This window comes from Caballeronia sp. dw_19 (genome assembly GCF_018449515.1).
GTDB lineage: Bacteria > Pseudomonadota > Gammaproteobacteria > Burkholderiales > Burkholderiaceae > Caballeronia.
The window spans coordinates 1-19,844 of the sequence record NZ_JAAVUQ010000034.1; the positions used below are offsets into that span (position 1 = coordinate 1).

Consider the following 19,844-nt stretch of genomic DNA (forward strand, 5'->3'; position numbering starts at 1 on the left):
CAACGGCTCGAACAGCTTCACGGTGATTGAAACGAACCCGGCGGGCACGCCGAGCGCGACGTCGCCGGCAACGGCCGTGGTGGTGGACACCACCACGCCGGCTGCACCGGCTACACCGACCTTGACGGATGACAGCAATGCGTCAATTCCGGCGGGCGCGAGTTCGAGCGACGGCCATCCACATATCAGCGGCACGGGTGTGTCGGGCGACATCATCAAGATTTACGATGGGGCGACCATGATCGGCTCGACCAAGGTGGATGGCACCGGCAAGTGGACCTTCACGCCGGCAACGGATCTGTCGATAGGTGCCCATAGCATCACTGCAACGCAAACCAATGCGGCGGGCACAACGAGTGCGATGTCGGGTGCAGCGACGTACACGTTCGCGCAGACAGTGGCGCCGCCGGTGATCACCGTCCTGGGCGAATGGAGTGTCAGCGCCGGTGCCGAGGCCGCGAAAGTGCCGTCGGGTAGCACGACACCGTACGCTGCGAATAATGTCTATGGAACCGGCATTGCTGGCGACACGGTCAAGCTCTACGATGGCGCGACTTTGGTGGGCTCGGCTACCGTGGCCACGGACGGCTCTTGGTGGTGGGGAACGTTGACGTGGGCGACGGGTGCTCACACCCTCACGGCTACGCAAACGAGCAGCGCGGGCGTAACGAGCGCAGTCTCGAACACGTTCACCTTCACGGTGAACACCAGCACGCCGGCTACGCCGGCAGCGCCGACCCTGACCGACGACGCTAACGCGTCGATTCCGGCCGGCAGCACGACGGCCGACGGGCATCCGCATATCAGCGGCACAGGCACGGCGGGCGACAAGATCACGGTATATGACGGCTCAACGGTGCTCGGCACGGCCACGGTTGACACGAACGGCAAGTGGACATTCACGCCAGCGACGGACTTGGCGGCTGGCACGCATAGTATCAATGTGACGGAGACGAACGCAGCAGGTACGGCCAGCGCCCATTCGGCCAATACGAGCTTCACCTTCTCCACCGCGCCCACCGAAACCGTCACGATCACCAACCTGGTCGATGACTCATCGGGCAGCAACGTGAACATTGCGAAAGGTGGCTCGACTAAGGACACTTCGCCGATCGTTCAAGGCACGGTGAACCATACGTTGTTGAGTGGCGAGACGCTGGTGGTCTACCGCGACGGCGTCAAGGTAGGCAATGCGACCATGAGTGGCACAAACTGGTCTTACAACGATTCAGCCGTGGCGGTGGGAACTCACACCTATACGGCTCGCGTGGAAAACAGCGCTGGCCAGAGCGCGTATTCGGCAGGGTACAGCTTTACGGAAGCGGCACAAAGCTACACAGGGCATGGAGGGACGATACATGTGACGCCTGTCGACGCCTCGGACTCTATAGCGGCATTCGATTTTACCGGTCTAATAATGCCGGCAGGAAGTCTCTTTGTAAACGCTATGGGGTTATCCGGCAACTGGCTTGCAACTAGCATTTATACTCCGGGTGGTAGCAATGTAGTCCTGAAATTGCCTCTCGCAAAGGGCTCGGGCGACACCAGTCAAGGCATATTCCAGGTCTGGTTCGTCCCTGTCGGTGCCCCCTATGTTGGCGGAACAGGCTGTATCAAGTTGGCAGACACTACAAACGGCGTCGTTGACGGCTGGACGGCAAGTGGTGCCTACGTACCGTTCGCCGGCTCGATAGTGACTGGCACGCAAAATTTAATGGCGGTCCACGAAACGCAGTCAACTCATGACGCCGAACAGGCAGCGGCATCAACAACGGACAGCCAGCAGACGGTAAGCGCCACTGACACAGATTCTCAACCTGTAGCGGCAGTGGAGCAGACACAAGACAGCCAACATATCGCGATTGACGCAACAGGGGTGTTCCACGGCGTGGCGGCGCATGGCAACGAAACAGTCGATCTGAACCTCGACCCGGCGTCGTACTTCAAGCAAGGCACAGCACACATTGAAGGTGCGAAAGGCGGCGCCATCGATACATTGCATTTGACGGGCGATCACCAGGTGCTCGACCTGACCTCGCTGACCGGCCAGACAGCGGCGGCGAAGATCTCGGGCATCGAAGTGATCGACCTGGGTGGTCACGCGAACAACCTGAAGCTTTCGCTGACGGACGTGCTGAACCTCGGTGAACAGGACCTGTTCCAGAAGGACGGCCATCAGCAGTTGATGGTGAAGGGTTCTAATGGCGACACGGTTGATCTGTCGAATGCGCACATCGCGGGCGTGGCTGACGGTCAGTGGCAGGCGGAAGGCACGGCGGTGGTAGGCGGGGTGACGTACAACGTGTACGAACACTCCGGCGCGCACACCGAGTTGCTGGTTCAGCAAGGCGTGCAGATCGCGTTGCATAACTAAGCTAAGGAAGTCTTTAAGACCGACGGTTCCAAAAAGGATCGTCGGTTGCATGACCCGAAAAAGCTGATTGGCCGCCGTTGCAGAAGTGATTCTGCAACGGCTTTTTTGCGTCCTCTTAACGGCGCAGATCGCCCTGACGGCATCATCATTTCGTCGTCGACGTAACAGCCGGCGAGACGCATTGACAGCAACCAATTCAGCATCGCATCGACACGTTCAAAACAAGCACGGTTGTCAACACATCCCTGCGCGTCGTCCCAAAACTCTGAATTTCAATGTTGAGATGGAGCCGCTACGCGCGGTGCTTTATCGTCGAACGCATCGCAATTTTCTGGGAGGCAGGATGTCGAGCGCATCATCCTTGCCTGAGCGACCTGTCTGTCGATCGCATGTCGCATAGCGTCAGCGGCATCAAAAGCGAAGAGGACTTGTTCCGCAAGGATGCACGCAACAGTCTGCGTTAAATGGCAAGGAGGGAAGTTTCGTTGACCTTTTCGAACTTCCGATGGCCCAGTGATGAAGGGCAACGAATAAGAACATGGGCGCGCAGGTTGACGGTGTTTGTGCATAACGTCGACCCGCATTTGAACGCCCATGCCGAATTGCCGGTGCAGCAGAAAATACAGGTCGATTGTATTGACACGGTGAAAGTCGCAGCCACTTCTTGATCAGTCATGCGCGGTTGCATTGACTCGCTATAAAAAAGGATTCGCGAAAATGGTCTCTAACCTAGATGTTCGCGCACAAGCTGTCATAACCGAAGTGGGAGGCGCGAAAGATGGCGGTACGATCCACACTGAAAAGCCATTGATTGTCGGCACGGCCAATCCGTTCGCAACTGTAGACGTGTACGACAGTGCAACGCTGCTCGGAGTCGTAGTCGCGAATGGGCAGGGGGGGTGGTCGCTCCAGCTCTCCACACCGCTTTTCGATGGCGTCCACGACTTGTCGGCGGTTCAGGCTGCAGACTATGGCGGCGACCGCACGGTTAATTACTTCACCGTTACAACCGAAGCGGTTGAAACCCCGCTTATTGACGACGTTTTCGCGAACCACGCGTCCCTCTACGCGACTGACGCGGCGGCTGACTCCGCGCTCAGCAGCGTGCCCTATTTTCCCGCGAACTTCTTTCACGTCCGGTCTGCCGCGAGGATTCCAGACAGCGACGCCTCGGGACACACTGTTTCCAGTGCCGTCAATGCCGCCGAGCCGTCAGAGCCCCCAAAGCCGTCCGAGCCTTATGCAAGGCGAACACTGGAGTTCGCCCATGGTGAGAAGAGTGTCGAAACGTTCGCGTTTCTCGGTCATCACCAGGTTCTGGATCTTGGCGCGCTGACGGACAGATCGCTGGCGACGTCCTCAGGGATTGGCGGCTTCGATCTTGGCGGTCAACACAACGCGTTGAAAATGTCGCTGGCCGACACACTCAGCCTGGGCGAGCACAATCTTTTTCTCGACGATGGCAAACAGCAACTGATGGTCACCGGCAAGGATGGCGATTCAGTTGACCTGAGCAACTCACCTGTTGCGGGATTGTCCGACGGTCAATGGCAGCATCACGGAACCGCGCAGGTTGGCGGGCACACGTTCAACGTGATTGAGCACTCGGGTAGCCACACTGAATTGCTGATCGAGCAGGCAGTGCGAATCGAGTTGCATTGAGCGGGCAGCAAAAAGCAGTTCGGGACAACCTTCCCCGAACTGCTTCCGGTCAAAACACGCGGCTACGGTGTTACTTGAGTGTTACTTGATCCGCTTCGCCAATTCGACAGCCTTACCCACATATGACCCGGGCGTCATGGCGAGCAGCAATTGCTTGGCTTCATCCGGAATGGCCAGTCCGCTGATGAAAGACTGCAAGCCTTCGCGCGTAATGCCTTTGCCGCGCGTCAATTCCTTCAACTGCTCATACGGATTTTCAACGCCATAACGCCGCATGACCGTTTGCACCGGTTCGGCCAGAACTTCCCAGCAATTATCCAGATCTTCATTCAGGCGTACGGCGTTCACTTCGAGTTTATCGAGTCCGCGAATCAAAGAGTCATAGGACAGCAGCGAATAACCGAACGCCACGCCAATGTTGCGCAGCACCGTTGAATCCGTGAGATCCCGTTGCCAGCGCGAGACGGGGAGTTTGTCGGCGAGATGGCGCAGCGTTGCATTCGCCAGGCCCAGATTGCCTTCCGAATTTTCGAAGTCGATAGGATTGACCTTATGCGGCATGGTCGATGACCCGATCTCACCCGCTTTGGTCCGCTGCTTGAAATAACCGACGGAGATATAACCCCACACATCGCGATCGAGATCGAGCAGGATGGTATTGGCGCGCGCCATGGCGTCGAACAATTCGGCCATGTAATCGTGCGGTTCAATTTGAATGGTGTACGGATTGAACGTGAGTTTCAACCGGTCTTCCACCACGCCTTCAGAGAACACTTCCCAGTCGAAATCCGGATAAGCAGAAAGATGCGCATTGAAATTGCCGACAGCGCCATTCATTTTGCCGAGAATCGGCACTTCCGCAATCCGTTCTATCGCGTTTTGCAAGCGCGCCGCCACGTTCGCCATTTCCTTGCCGAGCGTTGTCGGGCTGGCCGGCTGGCCGTGCGTGCGTGCGAGCATTGGCTGCGCGGCATGCGTGTGGGCGAGTTTGATCAGGCGCTCGTGCACGGAGCGCAGCGCGGGCAGCATGACGTGTTCGCGCGCGCCCGCGATCATCATGCCGTGCGACGTATTGTTGATATCTTCCGATGTACACGCAAAGTGGATGAACTCGCTCGCGCGTTCCAGCTCCGGCTGTCCTTTTACGGATTCCTTGAGCCAGTATTCAACGGCCTTGACGTCGTGATTCGTGACCTTTTCGATGTCCTTGATGCGAGAGGCATCGTGCACGGTGAAGCGTTCGGCGAGTTGCAGAAGGAAATTCTCGGACGCTTCGGAAAAGCTCGGGATTTCGTCGAATCCCGCTTGCGACAACGAGATCAGCCAGTGAACTTCGACCTTCACGCGATGTTTCATGAACGCGTATTCGGACAGCCACTCCCGCAGCGCTTCAGTTTTGGCGGCATAACGGCCGTCGAGCGGCGACAGCGCGGTCAGCGCGAAGAGGGTATCGGAACGGGTATCGGACATGGGCAACCGCGAAGAAAAGGCGAAAGGGAAGGAGAGATTTTAACATTTGCGAACCAGTCACCGAATGGCGCGTGTATCAACCTGCTGGCTCGAGACCATTCTATGCATTTTATGATAGCATTGCAGTCAATGACAGCAAAATGGAGTGCCCAATGGCAACGCTGACAATTCGCAACCTGGACGATCAAGTTAAGGCATTGCTTCGTGTGGAAGCTGCCCGGCATGGCCGTTCCATGGAAGAGGAGGTGCGAGTGATCTTGCAGAATGCGGTAGCGGGCACAGCAAACGTGACGGGTTTCGGCAGCCGCATTCATCAACGCTTTGCGAGTCTTGCCGACAACGGTCTGACGCTACCGGAACGGACGGAACGGCCACGGGCCGCTGAGTTTCCGGAATGATTATTCTGGACACGAATGTCTTGTCGGAGCTCATGCGCGCCAACCCCGACGAAAACGTGCTGGCCTGGCTGGATGCGCAAAACTCGCATGACTTGCACACCACGGCCATTACCGTTGCAGAATTGTTGTACGGTGTTGCGCGGCTTCCGCACGGCCAACGCAAAACCGCGCTGCGCGGCGCGATCGAATCGATGCTTGACGGAGAATTAGCCGGCAAGGTGCTAGCCTTCGACCAGGGTTCCGCGCGTCGGTATGCGGCCCTCGTAGCCGCACGCGAGGCGCAAGGCCGGCCAATCAGTTCAGCCGATGCGCAAATCGCCGCTATCTGCCACAGTTGCGACGCAGTGCTCGCAACGCGAAACGGCAAGGACTTCGAAGCGACAGGAATCCCGGTCATTGATCCCTGGTCGGCAGCGTAGCGTGCAGCGTCCGCTTGCGTCCGCTTTTGCGTTCACTTGCCCCTCAGTTCGCGATCCAGCGCCTCTAACTGCACCGCCGTTCCAACGTTCTCCCATCGGCCTTCATACAACTCGCCTGTAGCACGTCCGGCTGCGACCGTCTCCTGGTAATACGGCGTCAATGCGCGCCGTGTGTTGGGCGCGAGATCGCGAAACATGCGGGTATCGTATAGGCCGATATTGCCGAACGTGAAGCGCGGCGAGCCATCAAGAGAGAGCCGGCCATTCGGATCAAGCGCGAAATCGCCGAGGGTGTGAAAGGGCGGATTCGGCACCATCACCAGATGCATCGCAGGTTCATCACGCAACGCCATCTGTGCGGCGCGTTCGTGCAAGTGTGCGTAGTCGAATTCGCAGAACACGTCGCCGCTGACCGCCGCGAAAACGGTGGCTTCGCCATGCTCTTCCAGCAGCGGTAAAGCCTTGGCAATTCCGCCCGCCGTCTCCAGCGCATGTATTTCAGGCGAGTAGCGAATTTCAACGCCCCAGCGCGAACCATTGCCGAGATTCGATACAAGCATGCGCCCAAGCCACGCGTGATTGATGACGATCGTCTTGAATCCGGCGGCAGCGAGCCGCTCGATTTGCCACACGATCAACGCTTTGCCACCGGCTTCAAGCAAAGGTTTGGGACGTCTGTCAGTCAGGGGCCGCATGCGCTCGCCACGCCCGGCGGCGAAAATCATGGCTACGTTGAGAGCCGTCAAAACGTATATCCCACATCCACGGCGCGGCCTTCCAGCGTATCGAGCAAGCGGGCAAACGGCCTTAACGGCCTGTAGCGTTCGGACACCTTCCTCGCATAGCCCAAGAACCGCGGCAAATCGGCCAGATATTGCGGTTTTCCATCGCGATGATAAATCCGCGCGAATAGCCCCAGAACCTTGATATGCCGCTGCAAGCCCATCCACTCGATCTGCCGGTAAAACTCGCCGAAATCGGCGTCCACGGGCAATCCCGCTGCGCGCGCGCCTTCCCAGTAATAGACAAAACAATCGAGTTCGAACGCTTCTTCCCAACTGATGAACGCGTCGCGTAACAAGGAAGCGATGTCATAGGTCAACGGCCCATACACCGCGTCCTGGAAGTCCAGCACGCCGGGATTCGGCTCGCTGACCATCAGGTTGCGCGGCATGAAATCGCGCAGCATGAAGATTGGCGGCTGTGCCAGCGCGCTTTGAACCAGAACGTTGAATGTGTCGTCGAGTACCTTGCGTTCAGCCGCGTCCAGCGTGTGGCCGAGATGACGCGTCACGAACCACTCCGGCATCAGTTCCATTTCGCGACGCAGAAACGCTTCGTCGAAAGCAGGCAAGACGCCTTCGCGCGAGGTCGACTGAAACCGGATCAAGGTATCAATAGCCGCGCGCATCAGCGGCCGCGCGTTTTTTTCATCGAGTACGGAGAGGTACGTGGTCGTGCCGAGATCCGTCACCAGCATGAAACCGGCATCGAAATCTGTCTCCAGGATCTGCGGCACATGCACGCCGGCTTCGCGCAACAAACCCGCGACCTGCACGAATTCGCGGCACTTCTCGGGCGGCGGGGCATCGACGGCAATCAGGGTCTTGCCGAATTCGAGCCCGGCGTTGCTCGCCAGCCGGAAATAGCGCCGGAAACTGGCGTCGGTGGAAGCGGGCGCCAGCGTGGAAAGATCCAGCCGATACCGCTCGGCCACAGTCTGCAGCCAGTCGTGAAGTTGTGTAAGGCGGAAATTCGAGGAATTGGGGGGATTGGGCGTCATAAACTCGAGGGGTGAAACGTCTTGCCATATAATACCCCACGACTTTTTAAGCATTCCGTTTGCGCCCGGCGCGAAGCCTCCGGCAAGCCATGACGGCTGCCGGTGGTTAAGATTACCGCCCGACCATCCATCGATCGATTCACTTTCGTTCGCAGCGAACCGTCAACTCCGGTGGCGCGAGTTCCGGTGACTGTGCCAGGACGCTCTCGTCGAGCGCCGAGCGTGACGCGATTGAACAGCACTCAAACATGCCGCCACGACAGTTTTCCAAACCAGTTCCATTGCGCGAAACGCGGCTACGCAGACGGCGGCTGTTCGCCGCGCTGATAGCCGTGCCGGGCCTGATGCCGGCGCTCGCGCACGCGCAGCTAGCGGGCGCGGCAGCCGACTCGCAACCGCTCGGCGACGCCTGGAGCCTGCGGCTTGCGCCGCAGCTCGAAGAGCGGCCGTTGCGCCAGGGCAGCCAGCCGGCCACGTTCGTGCTCGGCGACCACACCACGGGCACGGCCGACCAGGACATGGCCGCGAAGGGTTCGGCCGAATTGCGCCGTAACGTCTCGGTGATCAAGTCGGATGCGCTGCATTACGACCAGGACACCGACATGGCCGATGCTTACGGCCATGTCAGGATCTTCAACAACGGCAATTCGTTCATCGGCCCGGAAGCGCACTTGAAGGTGGAGGCGAACGAGGGTTACATGACGAACCCGAAGTACCGCTTCAATCTCTCGAACGGCTCGGGCAGCGCGCAGCGCGCGGACCTGATCGATGACGAACAAACGCGCGTGGATCACGGCACGTACACGGCGTGTTCGTGCGAGTTGGATCCGGCCTGGTACATCAAGGGTACGTCGTTCGATTTCGATACCGGCGCGAACGAAGGCGTCGCGCACAACGGTGTGCTGTTCTTCCAGGGCTTCCCGGTGTTCGCGAGCCCGTGGCTGTCGTTCCCGCTGACCGGCGAACGGCGCAGCGGCCTCTTGCCGCCCACGGTGTCGGTGAATTCGACCACCGGTTTTGAAGTGGAGATGCCGTACTACTTCAATATCGCGCCGAATCGCGATCTGGTGGTCACGCCGCGCCTGATGACACGCCGCGGTATTCAGATCCAGTCGACGTTCCGGTATTTGTCGCCGACTTATTCGGGCACGATCACCGGCGAATTCCTGCCGCAGGACTTGCAGACGCATACGAACCGCTATGCGATCTACATCCAGCACCAGCAGAACTTTGGCGGCGGTTTCGGCGCTTATATCAACTACAACAAGGTCTCGGACAATCAGTATCCGGAAGACCTGGGCAACGCGTCGAACCAGATCATCAACGGCACGCAGGTGCTGTATCAGCAGGAAGTGGGGCTCACGTACAACAACGGACCGTGGTCGATTCTCGCTCACGAGCAGCGCTGGCAGGTGTTGCCGCCGGCGACCTCGCCGTATGCGCGCGAACCGCAGTTGAATGTCCTGTACAACAAGTACAACGTCGGCGGTTTCGACTACGGCGCGGAAGCGGACTACACGCGCTTTACGACCACCATCGCGGACTCCACGGAAGGTCAGCGCGTTGTCTTTAATCCGTACCTGAGCTACAGCGTCACCGGACCCGGTTATTTCGTTACGCCGAAGATCCAGTATCACTTCGCGTCGTACGACCTGAACGAGATCGGCAGTGCGGCCAACGGTACGCCCGCGGGCCAGCCGAAGAACCTGTCGGAATCCATTCCTACCGTCAGCTTCGACACCGGCCTGGTGTTCGACCGTTCGGTGCGCATCTTCGGGGAGGATTACATCCAGACCCTGGAGCCGCGCCTGTATTACGTGTACACGCCGTATCGCAATCAGGAATTCGCGCCGATCTTCGACACCGGCCAGTCGGACTTCAGCCTCGCTGAAATCTATACGCCGAACACGTACGCGGGTAACGACCGTATTGCCGATGCAAACCGTCTGACGGTGGGCCTGACCTCGCGTTTCATCAACCCGGCAACGGGCGACGAACGCGCGCGTTTTGTGATCGCGCAGCAGTATTATTTCCAGCCGCAGCGCGTCACGATCACGGAAGGCCAGCCGCTCGACCAGGCGAAACACTCGGACCTGATCCTGGGCGCGTCTTTCAAGCTGGGCGCTGGTTTTTCACAGGAAACTGCGTTCCAATATAATGCCGACAACAACCAGTTGGTGCGGTCGAGCATCGGTTTCGGGTTCAGCCCGGCGGCGCGCGAAGTCATCAATATTGGGTATAGGTACACGCGGGCGAACGAGACCACGCTGTCCACCTCGCCGATCAACCAGATTCTGGTTTCGGCACAATGGCCATTGTCGCGACACATTTATAGCGTCGCCCGGGTGAACTACGATCTGGCGGGGCATCGACTCGTCGACGGGCTGCTGGGCTTCCAGTACGATGCCGACTGCTGGACCTTGGGCGTTGGCTTGCAGCGTTACGCAAACGGTATCACCAGCACCGGAAGTAACACTGCCGGGACGCGTATTCTCGCTCAAATGACGTTCAAGGGCCTGTCGAACGTCGATAATGGGCTGACCGCGGCGTTCCGCGCCGGCGTCAACGGTTACACGCCGCCGCCGCCGCCGCCCGCACCGCTCGCGCGTTACACGAATTACGAATGAGCGTGCGGAGCGGGTGCCGGGGAATACGCCAGGGTATAGGCAGGAAGCCGTAGGTACAGGGCAGAAGGGCAACAGGCAACAGGGTCGGTCACCGGCCGCAATCGATGGAGTATCTGTGTCAAACATGAACAAGTTGAAGTGCGCAATGTTCGCGGCAGGTGTTTTCGCCGCAGCTTTACTGGCCGGACCGGTGGCGCACGCTCAGGCGCTGGCGCCCTCGCCCACGGCGGGCGGCGCGCAGATTGCGGACTCTGTCGCGGCTGTTGTGAACAGCGACGTCATCACGGAACGTGAACTCGCCGACCGCACGGGTCTGATCGTGCGCCGCCTGCAACAGCAGAACGCGCCGGTTCCGCCGGCGGATCAGCTGCAACGCCAGGTGCTCGACCAGATGGTGATCGAGCGGATTCAGTTGCAGAAGGCGAAGGAAGACAACATCACCATTGACGACGCGACCGTGCAACGCACGCTCGAGCGTCTCGCGCAGCAAAACCAGATGACGCTCGACGTGTACCGCGCGCGCATCGAGGCGCAAGGGGTGCCCTGGACGACTTTCCAGCGCGATGCCCGCACCGAGCTGACGCTATCGAAATTGCGTGAGAAAGAGGTGGACAGCAAGATCACGGTGTCGGACGGCGAAGTGGCCAACTACGTTGCCAGCCAGCGTGGACCGAACGCCCTCCAGTCCAACGACCTGCATCTCCAGCACATCATGTTCAAGGTGCCGGAGAACGCGTCGCAGGCTGACATTGCCGCTATCCAGGCGAAGGCCGAAGGCGTGCTGAAAGACGCGCAAAGCGGATCGGACTTTGCCAAGCTGGCCAAGAACAATACGCAGGATACCGACGCAGCCAAGGGCGGCGATCTCGGTTTCCGCACGCAGGCTTCGTTGCCGGCTTCCATTGTGAGCGCGGTTGCAACGCTGCGTCCGAACGAGGTGAATCCGCAACTGATTCGCACCGACGGCGGTTTTGAGATCATCAAGCTGGTGGAGCGCCGGACAGGCCAAGGCCAGGCCGCCGATGCCCCGAAGCTCGTGCAAACCCACGTCCGGCACATCTTGCTGCGCGTAGCCGATGGCGTGTCCGAGTCGGCCGCCCGTCAGAAGCTGCTGGAAATCAAGGATGACGTTCAGAAGGGCGGCGATTTCGCCAACTTCGCGCGGACTTATTCGCAGGACGGTTCCGCGTCGCAAGGCGGGGACCTCGGCTGGATCAGCCCGGGCGAAACCGTGCCGGAATTCGAGCGCGCCATGAACAACCTGAAAGACGGTCAGGTCAGCGACCCGGTTCGCAGCGAGTACGGTTATCACTTGATCCAGGTGCTGGGACGCCGCGAGGCAGAAGGTTCAGTGCAGCAGCAACTGGACACGGCGCGTCAGGCGATCGGTCAGCGCAAGGCCGAGCAAGCGTATTCCGACTGGCTGCGTGAACTGCGCGACACCGCTTACGTGCAGTACAAGGGCGTCGCGGCTCAACAAGCGCTGAACCAGTAAGGTTTGGCGAGATGAACGCAGCAAGCCGCTCACCGTCTCTATTGTCCATAGCCATTACCACCGGGGAACCGGCGGGCGTGGGGCCTGAATTGACGGTGGCGGCGCTGGCTGAAGCGGCTCAGCGCTGGCCGTCGGTGCGCTTTACCGTGCTTGGCGACCGTGAGCTGATGGCCGAGCGGGCTGGTTCATCGCCGTGGCTTTCAACGGGCGCGGCAATCGAGATCGAGCATCACGCGCTGAGCGTGCCCGTCACCGCGGGCACGCTGAACGCCGCGAACGGGCGCTATGTGCTCGGCCTGCTCGATGCAGCCATAGACGGGGCGGTGAGCGGTCGGTTCGATGCCATCGTCACCGCGCCACTGCAGAAAAGTACCATCAACGACGCCGGCGTTCCGTTCACCGGCCACACCGAATATCTCGCTGAACGCACGCATACCCCGCGCGTTGTCATGATGCTCGCGGGCATGGGCGACCGGCCGCTGCGCGTCGCGCTCGCTACCACCCATCTGCCGCTGAAAGACGTGTCGGCGGCGTTGACGGTGGATGGCATTGTCGAGACGTTGAGCATTATTGACCGCGATCTGAAAGCGCTGTTCGGTCTGCCGAAACCGCGCATCCTCGTGACCGGGCTCAACCCGCACGCGGGCGAAAATGGTTATCTGGGCCGCGAGGAAATCGATGTCATCACGCCTGCGCTGCTGCAAGCGCGCGCGCTGGGCATTGACGCTCCCGGTCCCTATCCGGCTGATACCTTGTTCCAGCCGCGTTATCTCAAAGACGCCGATTGCGTGCTCGCCATGTTCCATGACCAGGGTTTGCCGGTCCTGAAATTCGCGACGTTCGGCGAAGGCATCAACATCACGCTGGGGCTGCCGATCATCCGCACGTCGGTCGATCACGGCACTGCGCTCGATCTGGCCGGCACGGGCCGCGCCGATCCGGGCAGCCTGATGGTGGCTATCGACACAGCCGTCGCCATGGCGCGCCACCGCCGCACAGCCTGATTTCTTTTGCCTCGTTCCTTGTCTGTTTCCTTTTCATTGCGGTTTTAATCGGCTTCTCCGATGTCCATCAAGCACCAGGGCCACTTCGCGCGCAAGCGCTTCGGGCAGAACTTCCTCGTTGATCAAGGCGTGATCGATTCGATCGTCGACACCATCGCGCCCAAGCGCGGCGAACGCATGGTCGAAATCGGCCCGGGTCTTGCCGCGCTCACCGCGCCGCTGGTCGAACGGCTCTCCACGCCCGAATCGCCGCTGCACGCGGTAGAACTGGATCGTGATTTGATCGGACGGCTTGAGAAGCGGTTTGGCAATCTGCTGGCGTTGCATGCCGGCGACGCCCTCGCGTTCGATTTTGGTTCGCTCGCGCTGGAAGGTGAAAAACCGTCACTGCGGATTGTCGGGAATTTGCCCTACAACATTTCCAGTCCGCTGCTGTTTCACCTGACCGCGTTCGCGCCGAAAGTCATCGATCAGCATTTCATGTTGCAGGACGAAGTGGTGGACCGGATGATCGCCGAGCCGGGCAACAAGGACTTTGGCCGGCTGACCGTGATGCTTCAGTATCGCTATGCAATCGATAAGCTCATCGACGTCCCGCCCGAATCCTTTAATCCGCCGCCGAAAGTGAATTCCGCGATCGTGCGGATGATTCCCTTCGCGCCGCATGAGTTGCCGGACGTGGATGACAAGGTTCTCGGCGAAGTCGTGCTCGCGGCGTTCTCGCAGCGGCGCAAGATGATGCGCAATACGTTGGGCGTGTATCGAGATCGCGTGGATTTCGATGCGCTGGGATTTGACCTTTCACGCCGCGCGGAAGAAGTGCCCGTGGCCGAGTTCGTGAAACTGGCGCAGGTGGTGAAGGCGGCGCAGTAGTCGCTTTTAAGGCCGCAGACGGGTTTCGATAGCGCGTGTGGTGTTTCGCCTGAGCGGGCCTCGCCGGTCGCGTCAAGGCAGTTTTATCAAGCCGCTATCGCCCTTGCTGCCGCTCCCTGCGTCTTTTTTATCTCATTATTCCGGGTTCGCTGACGCGAATCTCGCGACCTCTGTCCGCTCCCCTTTTCTTCTTGCCTTCATGCGGCCACTGCATCCTCGCGATGCAAGAAATGCACTGGAGTTAATCCCATCGCTGGTCTCAAATTGGCAGCGCAAACGCGCAGAAAGACTCTTGTAAGGGGCAATCGCTTCAGCGGCATGACGCGGGTATGCATCGGAGACGGGCAACGACTTCTTTGATTCGTGGCGATACAGGCGAGGCCTGATCGTCGCATGACGACATCACGAGGAGACGTATGAACAGGTCGGGACAACTTAAAAAAACGGGTGGATTGGGAAAATGGTGCAAGGTGACTTACGCGTTGCTGCCCGCCGCGTTCGCCTGCGAAACGAGCCACGCACAATCCAGCGTCACGCTCTACGGCATCGCCGACGTGAGCGTGCGCTATCTGTCCAACGCCGACACACGGGGTAACGGCCGCTTCCTGATGGGACCCGGCGGCATGAGCGAGAGCCGCTGGGGCATCAAGGGCGTTGAAGATCTGGGCGGTGGCTGGTCAACCTTCTTCAAGCTCGAAAACCGCTTTCTCCTGAACAACGGCCAGAGCGACACCACCATGCCGTTTTTCAACGAAGCGCAAATCGGCCTGCAGTCGTCGACGTATGGGCAGGTCGTGTTGGGCCGTCAGTACAACGTGATGATCGAAGGCATCACCATGGGCGGGTACTCCAGCAATCCATGGATTCCCTACGACTTCAACTTTCAGCCCGAAGTCACCATGACCGGCGGTATCTGGAGCAGCAACCAGATCCAGTATCACGGCAGGTACAAGGACTTTCGCATCTCGACCGCCTATTCGTTCAGCGGCAACGCTGGTCATATGGCATATGGCAGCCAGTACGGCGTAGCAGCAGCCTACGCGCCGGCGAACGGCCCATTCACGCTCGGTGGAGCGTTCAAGGAGACGAAGGACTCGCTCAACGGCAGCAACGCAAAGGCGTGGACCGTTGGCGGTTCGTACACGTGGGACAAGACGCGTTTCGCGCTGGGTTATATCGTCAATCAGAACGACAAGGGGTTCTCCACCTTCGCCAACGGACCCTTCGCCGCGCCGGGACTCGCCGCGCTGAAATACTCCGACTTCAAGCGGCGCAGGATGATACTCGGCGGCGTTACGCAGCAAGCAGGTGCATGGCACTTCGCCGCAAACGTGTGGCGCACGCTGCAGGCCGGCAAGACCCAACCGCAGGACGGCTCGGCGTGGCAATTTCAACTGGTCACCGATTACGACCTGTCCAAGCGCACAGACGTGTATCTGGAAACCGATTATTCACTCTATAGGGGCGATCTGATCGGCTCTCAGTTGCAAGGGGTCAACGCTGTCAGCCTCGCGCAGAAAAGCACGCAGCTTGGCGTGATGGCCGGAATCCGGCACAAGTTTTGAGCCGGGACCGGCGGCATCCGGCGCGGGACGCCGCCGGTTTTTTGCAATTTTTCACGAACGTCCGGCGCCGGTATGCGCGGCTCCGCGGCAGCAGGAGGTGATATAACCACCCGGCTCCGAAACCAGCGATCAATTATTTAGGGTTCCGTTTTAAATCATGCATGAGATCAATTCGCGTCGCCTCGCGCATATGGTTGCGCTCGCCGAAGAGGGTAGTTTCGCGCGTGCGGCGGAGCGGGTTCATCTGAGTCAGCCCGCGCTCAGCCGTAGTATCCAGGCGCTGGAAGACGAGTTCGATATCAAGCTTTTCGATCGCGCGGCCCGCGGCGTGGCGACAACCGCTGCCGGCCGGATGCTGGTCGAGCGTGCCCGGCGCGTGCTGTTCGAAACACGCTGTCTTTTTCGCGATGTCGAGTTGATCAGGTCGGACGCGCTGGGGGAAGTGAGAATCGGAATGGGGCCTTATGCCGCCGCCATCCTGTTTCCAGATTTACTGGTCGAATGTGCACGGCAGTTTCCGGCTACCAAGGTATCCGTACAAATAGCAGAAGCCAGCGCGCTGATGCAAAGCCTGCGCTCGGAGGATGCTGATTTCGTGGTGATGGATCGTCGTGAAACGCCGGCTGCGCCCGATGTCACCACCCATCGCCTGACCAGTCACGACGGCGGCTGGTTCGTGCGCCCCGGTCATCCGTTGCTCGCGCGTGCGCCGGTGCCATTGGCGGCATTGCGCGAATTCCCCATGGTGTCCGTGCCGCTGTCTGCGTTCATGGAAGACGCGTTGCGCCGGCTGCTGAAGTTTCGCGCGCACGAGGCCGTTCCCGTGCAGTTGGAATGTAGCGATGTCACCGCGCTCAAGGATGTGGTCGCGCGATCCGATGCCGTGATGTTCTGCACGGCTTCAGTGTTGCAGCGAGATCCCGATGGCCAGCGCCTCGTGCGTGTGTCGATTGTTCATCCGCGCAAACTGGGGCTTCAATTCGCACTCGTTTGCCTTGCCGATCGAACGCAATCCGCTGCGGCGGAGGCGGCGCTTACGCTTGCCGGGCAGATCATGAATGACGCCAGCCGCGCCGCGCAAGCGGCCGGGCGTGCCCGTTAGCCGGCCTTTTCAGGTACGCCGCCGTCCGGCGGGTGCATTGACCAGCGCAATGCCCGTGACAACCAGCGCCGATGCAAGCATGAAACGCGTAGTCAGCGTTTCCCCCAGCAGCACGACGCCGAACGCGACACCGAAGATGGGCGTGAGAAACGAGAATACCGAGAGCCGCGACGCCATGTAGCGCGTCAGCAGCCAGAACCACGTGAGATAGCTCAGGAACGCCACCACGATCGCCTGATACGCGAGGCTGGCGACGGCAGTTGGTGTGATCGTGCTCACATGCGTTTGCCCGAGCGCGAAGGCGAGCGCAAGCAAAACAATGGCCGATACCGCGAGCTGATAGAGGAGCGTCTTGCTCGCGCTTGCACGAGCGAGCGGTGATGCGCGGATGACGACCGTTGTCGCTGCCCAGAACACGCCGCCGAGCACGCCGAGAGCATCGCCGGCGGTGCCTTGCCATGTCGATGCGCTGCCCGTTGCCGGGTGCAGGAAGCCATCGGCGAAAGCGAGCGCGATGCCGCCGAACGCGAGCGCTATTCCTGCCCACTGCACCCGCTTCAGCTTTTCTCCCGCGACGAACCAGTGCAGGCCAAGGGCCATGAAACACGGCGCGGTGTAGAGAAAGACGACCATGCGCGTGGCGCTGGTCAACGTCAGTCCCAGGAAAATGCACACGAACTCGCCGCCGAACAGCACGCCGGCAAGCAGGCCGGACGCGAGGGTGTCGTCGCGGCGAAACAGCGCGACGCCGCGTGAACGTGTCCATATCCAGACGAGAACTGTTGCTATGGTTGAACGGATGCCAGCCTGAAGCAGCGGCGGGAAAGAGCCGTTCGCGCTCTTGATGGCGACTTGCTGGAAACCCCACACTGCGCATAGCGCGATCATCAGCAGGATGGCGGTCGCGTCGGGCGCGCGGCGCGAGGGCAGGGCTGTGGTGCTCATTGAATTATTGTGGTTTAACCGGTTGCTGAGCCAAGTCTCTGGCGCATTCTGCCATCGATGGCGTAAGGCTGTCATGCGGGCGCGTTGCGCATGGAGTCAGCGTTACCGGCACTTGGTGCGCGGCCCGGCAATGTCGAGTGACTAATCTTGGCGCGTTGTGCGCTGCACGAAAATGGGGGAGCGCTGGCCGTTGTTCACTTTGTTCACGATGAATAGATCGCGCTGGTGAACATCAATAATTCAGGATATCTGATGATAATTCGCGAAAGGTCCACATCAGGCGGAAACGAACAAGGCTCCCGAAGGAGCCTCAAACAGCGCGGGAGCGCTTGGCTGGAAACCTGCATACCAGCATGGCTGGACCCTGCTCGCGCAGGAGGCAGATAGACGTCCTTGCGAACCCCGTAAGCCTACCTATCTGCAACCGGTGAAATTTCGCGGCATCGAAAAGCGCCATTTTTTTGGGGCTGGGAGCAACCAGTGCAAATATGACCGTCGCAGAAAGTCTGGAGATAACCCGCCATCGCTGGCAGGTCGTTACCCCCAAACCGCCTCAAGCATGCTTCTCGATCAACTCGACCTTGTAGCCGTCCGGATCTTCAACAAACGCGATCACCGTCGTCCCGCCTTTCACCGGACCGGCTTCGCGCGAGACCTTGCCGCCGGCTTCACGGATGCGATTGCAAGCTGCCGCCGCGTCGTCCACTTCCAGCGCGATGTGGCCGTAAGCCGAGCCCAGGTCGTACTTGTCGACGCCCCAGTTGTAGGTCAGTTCGAGCACGCTGGTTTCGCTTTCATCGCCATAACCGACGAACGCCAGCGTGTATTTGTACTCGGTGTTTTCGCTTTGACGCAGTACTTTCATGCCGAGGATGCGCGTGTAGAAATCGATGGATCGCTGCAAGTCGCCGACTCGCAGCATGGTGTGAAGAAGTCGCATGATGGGGTTCCTGTGGGGAATGTCGATGGAACGGGTGGTCCGCTTTACCGTGTCTTTTACTGTGTCTCAGCGAACAACGCGCACGATTAAAATGGCCACATCCAAAATTGTACCGCCCGCCGCAAAGGCTCGCAGCGCGATGCTCCGCGCCGCCGGGGCGTTAAAGCAGGGGCAGCAATTCGGGCGGATGATGTTTGAGCGTATGCCGCGCTTCGCGAAAGTCCGGGAAAATGGATTCGACGGTGGCCCAGAAGCGCGCACTATGATTCATCTCTCGAAGGTGCGCGAGTTCGTGCGCGACCACGTAGTCGATAACATGCACGGGGAAATGAATCAGCCGCCAGTTGAGGCGGATCTTGCCGTCGCTGGAACAACTGCCCCAGCGCGTAGCCGCGGACGACAACGCGTATGCCCTGAACTCCACGCCCAATTTGGCTGCATACACGGGCAACCGCTCGCCGAAAACCTGCAACGCCTGAACATGTAGCCAACGTTGCACGCGCTCGCGAATGAGCTGACCCTCTGCCATTGCGGGAAGGCCGAGCCAGAGCACGTCACTTTCTGTATCGAAGGCGGGTTGTGTCGCGCTCTTGCCCGTCGTACCCGGCGCAGCGGTCATCATGACAGTGACGGTTCGCCCGAGATACGGAAGCTGCGCCCCATCCTTCCATTCAATCCGCGGTACCGCGCGTTGCTCCACGCGCGTTTGCCATTCGGTGAGCTTCTTGAAGATCCACTTTTCCTTCTCGGCAATCGCGCTTTCTATTGCCCCGATCGTCACCCAGCGCGGCGCGGTAATCGCAAGACCGGTACCGTCGATAGTGAAGCCGATCGTCCGGCGCGACGAACGTTTCAAACGGTAATCGAGCATCTGCGAACCGAGCACGAGTTGCCGGTTGCGCGTGCCGTCGGGCGCAACGGGTTTGCGCAGAGGCGGCGCGGGTGTGCTTGCCGTCTCGGTTGTATCGGTCGGCGCGATCTCGCCACGCAATGTTGCTGGCATGGCAGGGGTGGGTGAGGCAGGTGCGCCCGACGCAGCAGGCGATGGTGCCGCACTCGACAGCCTCGGCTCACTGGGGAGGTTGAGCGGCAGGTCGAGTTGCGGGTTGTCGAGCGCGGCAGCGGGACGCTGTCGCGAGGGAGTCTTCTGCATCGGCTCAGCTTGGCGCACGCGGCGCAGGAATGAC

Annotated in this window: 16 protein-coding genes; 10 read left to right on the plus strand and 6 right to left on the minus strand. The window is 60.0% G+C overall.

The features are described from left to right. Both HB376_RS31450 and HB376_RS31455 read left to right on the plus strand, forming a co-directional pair. Positions 1–2,374, plus strand: a 2,374-nt coding sequence (locus HB376_RS31450) for an Ig-like domain-containing protein (protein WP_255631664.1), incomplete at its 5' end; no start/stop codon positions are given. Between the two features lie 717 nt (positions 2,375–3,091). Beyond that, on the plus strand, positions 3,092–4,036 hold the full coding sequence (locus HB376_RS31455) for an Ig-like domain-containing protein (RefSeq protein ID WP_213767578.1): 945 nt from the start codon (positions 3,092–3,094) through the stop codon (positions 4,034–4,036). An 81-nt stretch (positions 4,037–4,117) separates the two neighbouring features. Here the strand turns inward: HB376_RS31455 and purB are convergent, their stop codons facing one another. Next, a complete protein-coding gene (gene purB / locus HB376_RS31460; protein WP_213767579.1) occupies positions 4,118–5,506 on the minus strand; it encodes an adenylosuccinate lyase in 1,389 nt (462 codons plus the stop codon). A gap of 152 nt (positions 5,507–5,658) precedes the next feature. On the opposite strand from purB, the gene HB376_RS31465 reads away from it, so the two are divergent. Continuing rightward, on the plus strand, positions 5,659–5,904 hold the full coding sequence (locus HB376_RS31465) for a plasmid stabilization protein (protein ID WP_213767580.1): 246 nt from the start codon (positions 5,659–5,661) through the stop codon (positions 5,902–5,904). After that, on the plus strand, positions 5,901–6,323 hold the full coding sequence (locus HB376_RS31470) for a type II toxin-antitoxin system VapC family toxin (protein ID WP_213767581.1): 423 nt from the start codon (positions 5,901–5,903) through the stop codon (positions 6,321–6,323). Before HB376_RS31465 ends, HB376_RS31470 begins: the two co-directional genes overlap by 4 nt. A gap of 32 nt (positions 6,324–6,355) precedes the next feature. Here the strand turns inward: HB376_RS31470 and murU are convergent, their stop codons facing one another. Together murU and HB376_RS31480 are read right to left on the minus strand one after the other, a co-directional pair. Continuing rightward, positions 6,356–7,048, minus strand: coding sequence for an N-acetylmuramate alpha-1-phosphate uridylyltransferase MurU (gene murU, locus HB376_RS31475; protein ID WP_213767639.1), 693 nt, complete (start codon positions 7,046–7,048; stop codon positions 6,356–6,358). A gap of 17 nt (positions 7,049–7,065) precedes the next feature. Beyond that, entirely contained in the window at positions 7,066–8,106 is a 1,041-nt protein-coding gene (locus tag HB376_RS31480) for a phosphotransferase (RefSeq protein WP_213767582.1), read from the minus strand. A 248-nt stretch (positions 8,107–8,354) separates the two neighbouring features. Between HB376_RS31480 and HB376_RS31485 the strand changes: the two genes are divergently transcribed. The 6 genes from HB376_RS31485 to HB376_RS31510 all read left to right on the plus strand — a co-directional run bounded on the left by HB376_RS31485 (position 8,355) and on the right by HB376_RS31510 (position 16,772). After that, positions 8,355–10,733, plus strand: coding sequence for an LPS-assembly protein LptD (locus HB376_RS31485; RefSeq protein ID WP_213767583.1), 2,379 nt, complete (start codon positions 8,355–8,357; stop codon positions 10,731–10,733). A 124-nt stretch (positions 10,734–10,857) separates the two neighbouring features. Continuing rightward, positions 10,858–12,228: a peptidylprolyl isomerase gene (locus HB376_RS31490; protein WP_213767584.1), complete on the plus strand. Its 1,371-nt coding sequence runs from the start codon at positions 10,858–10,860 to the stop codon at positions 12,226–12,228. Positions 12,229–12,239: 11 nt separating this feature from the next. Further along, positions 12,240–13,232 (plus strand): 4-hydroxythreonine-4-phosphate dehydrogenase PdxA, encoded by a 993-nt coding sequence (gene pdxA, locus HB376_RS31495; protein WP_213767585.1) that lies wholly within the window; start codon positions 12,240–12,242, stop codon positions 13,230–13,232. Between the two features lie 60 nt (positions 13,233–13,292). Next, complete coding sequence (gene rsmA, locus HB376_RS31500; RefSeq protein WP_213767586.1) at positions 13,293–14,105, plus strand: 16S rRNA (adenine(1518)-N(6)/adenine(1519)-N(6))-dimethyltransferase RsmA; 813 nt, start codon at positions 13,293–13,295, stop codon at positions 14,103–14,105. Positions 14,106–14,521: 416 nt separating this feature from the next. After that, positions 14,522–15,670, plus strand: coding sequence for a porin (locus HB376_RS31505; RefSeq protein WP_213767587.1), 1,149 nt, complete (start codon positions 14,522–14,524; stop codon positions 15,668–15,670). Positions 15,671–15,827: 157 nt separating this feature from the next. Further along, positions 15,828–16,772, plus strand: a complete 945-nt coding sequence (locus HB376_RS31510) for a LysR family transcriptional regulator (protein ID WP_213767588.1) — start codon at positions 15,828–15,830, stop codon at positions 16,770–16,772. Positions 16,773–16,781: 9 nt separating this feature from the next. Here the strand turns inward: HB376_RS31510 and HB376_RS31515 are convergent, their stop codons facing one another. The 3 genes from HB376_RS31515 to HB376_RS31525 form a co-directional block, all read right to left on the minus strand. Then, positions 16,782–17,717 (minus strand): DMT family transporter, encoded by a 936-nt coding sequence (locus tag HB376_RS31515; protein WP_213767589.1) that lies wholly within the window; start codon positions 17,715–17,717, stop codon positions 16,782–16,784. Positions 17,718–18,270: 553 nt separating this feature from the next. Further along, positions 18,271–18,657: a lactoylglutathione lyase gene (gene gloA / locus HB376_RS31520; RefSeq protein WP_213767590.1), complete on the minus strand. Its 387-nt coding sequence runs from the start codon at positions 18,655–18,657 to the stop codon at positions 18,271–18,273. A 160-nt stretch (positions 18,658–18,817) separates the two neighbouring features. Then, a complete protein-coding gene (locus tag HB376_RS31525; RefSeq protein WP_213767591.1) occupies positions 18,818–19,810 on the minus strand; it encodes a SprT family zinc-dependent metalloprotease in 993 nt (330 codons plus the stop codon). Positions 19,811–19,844: the final 34 nt, after the last annotated feature.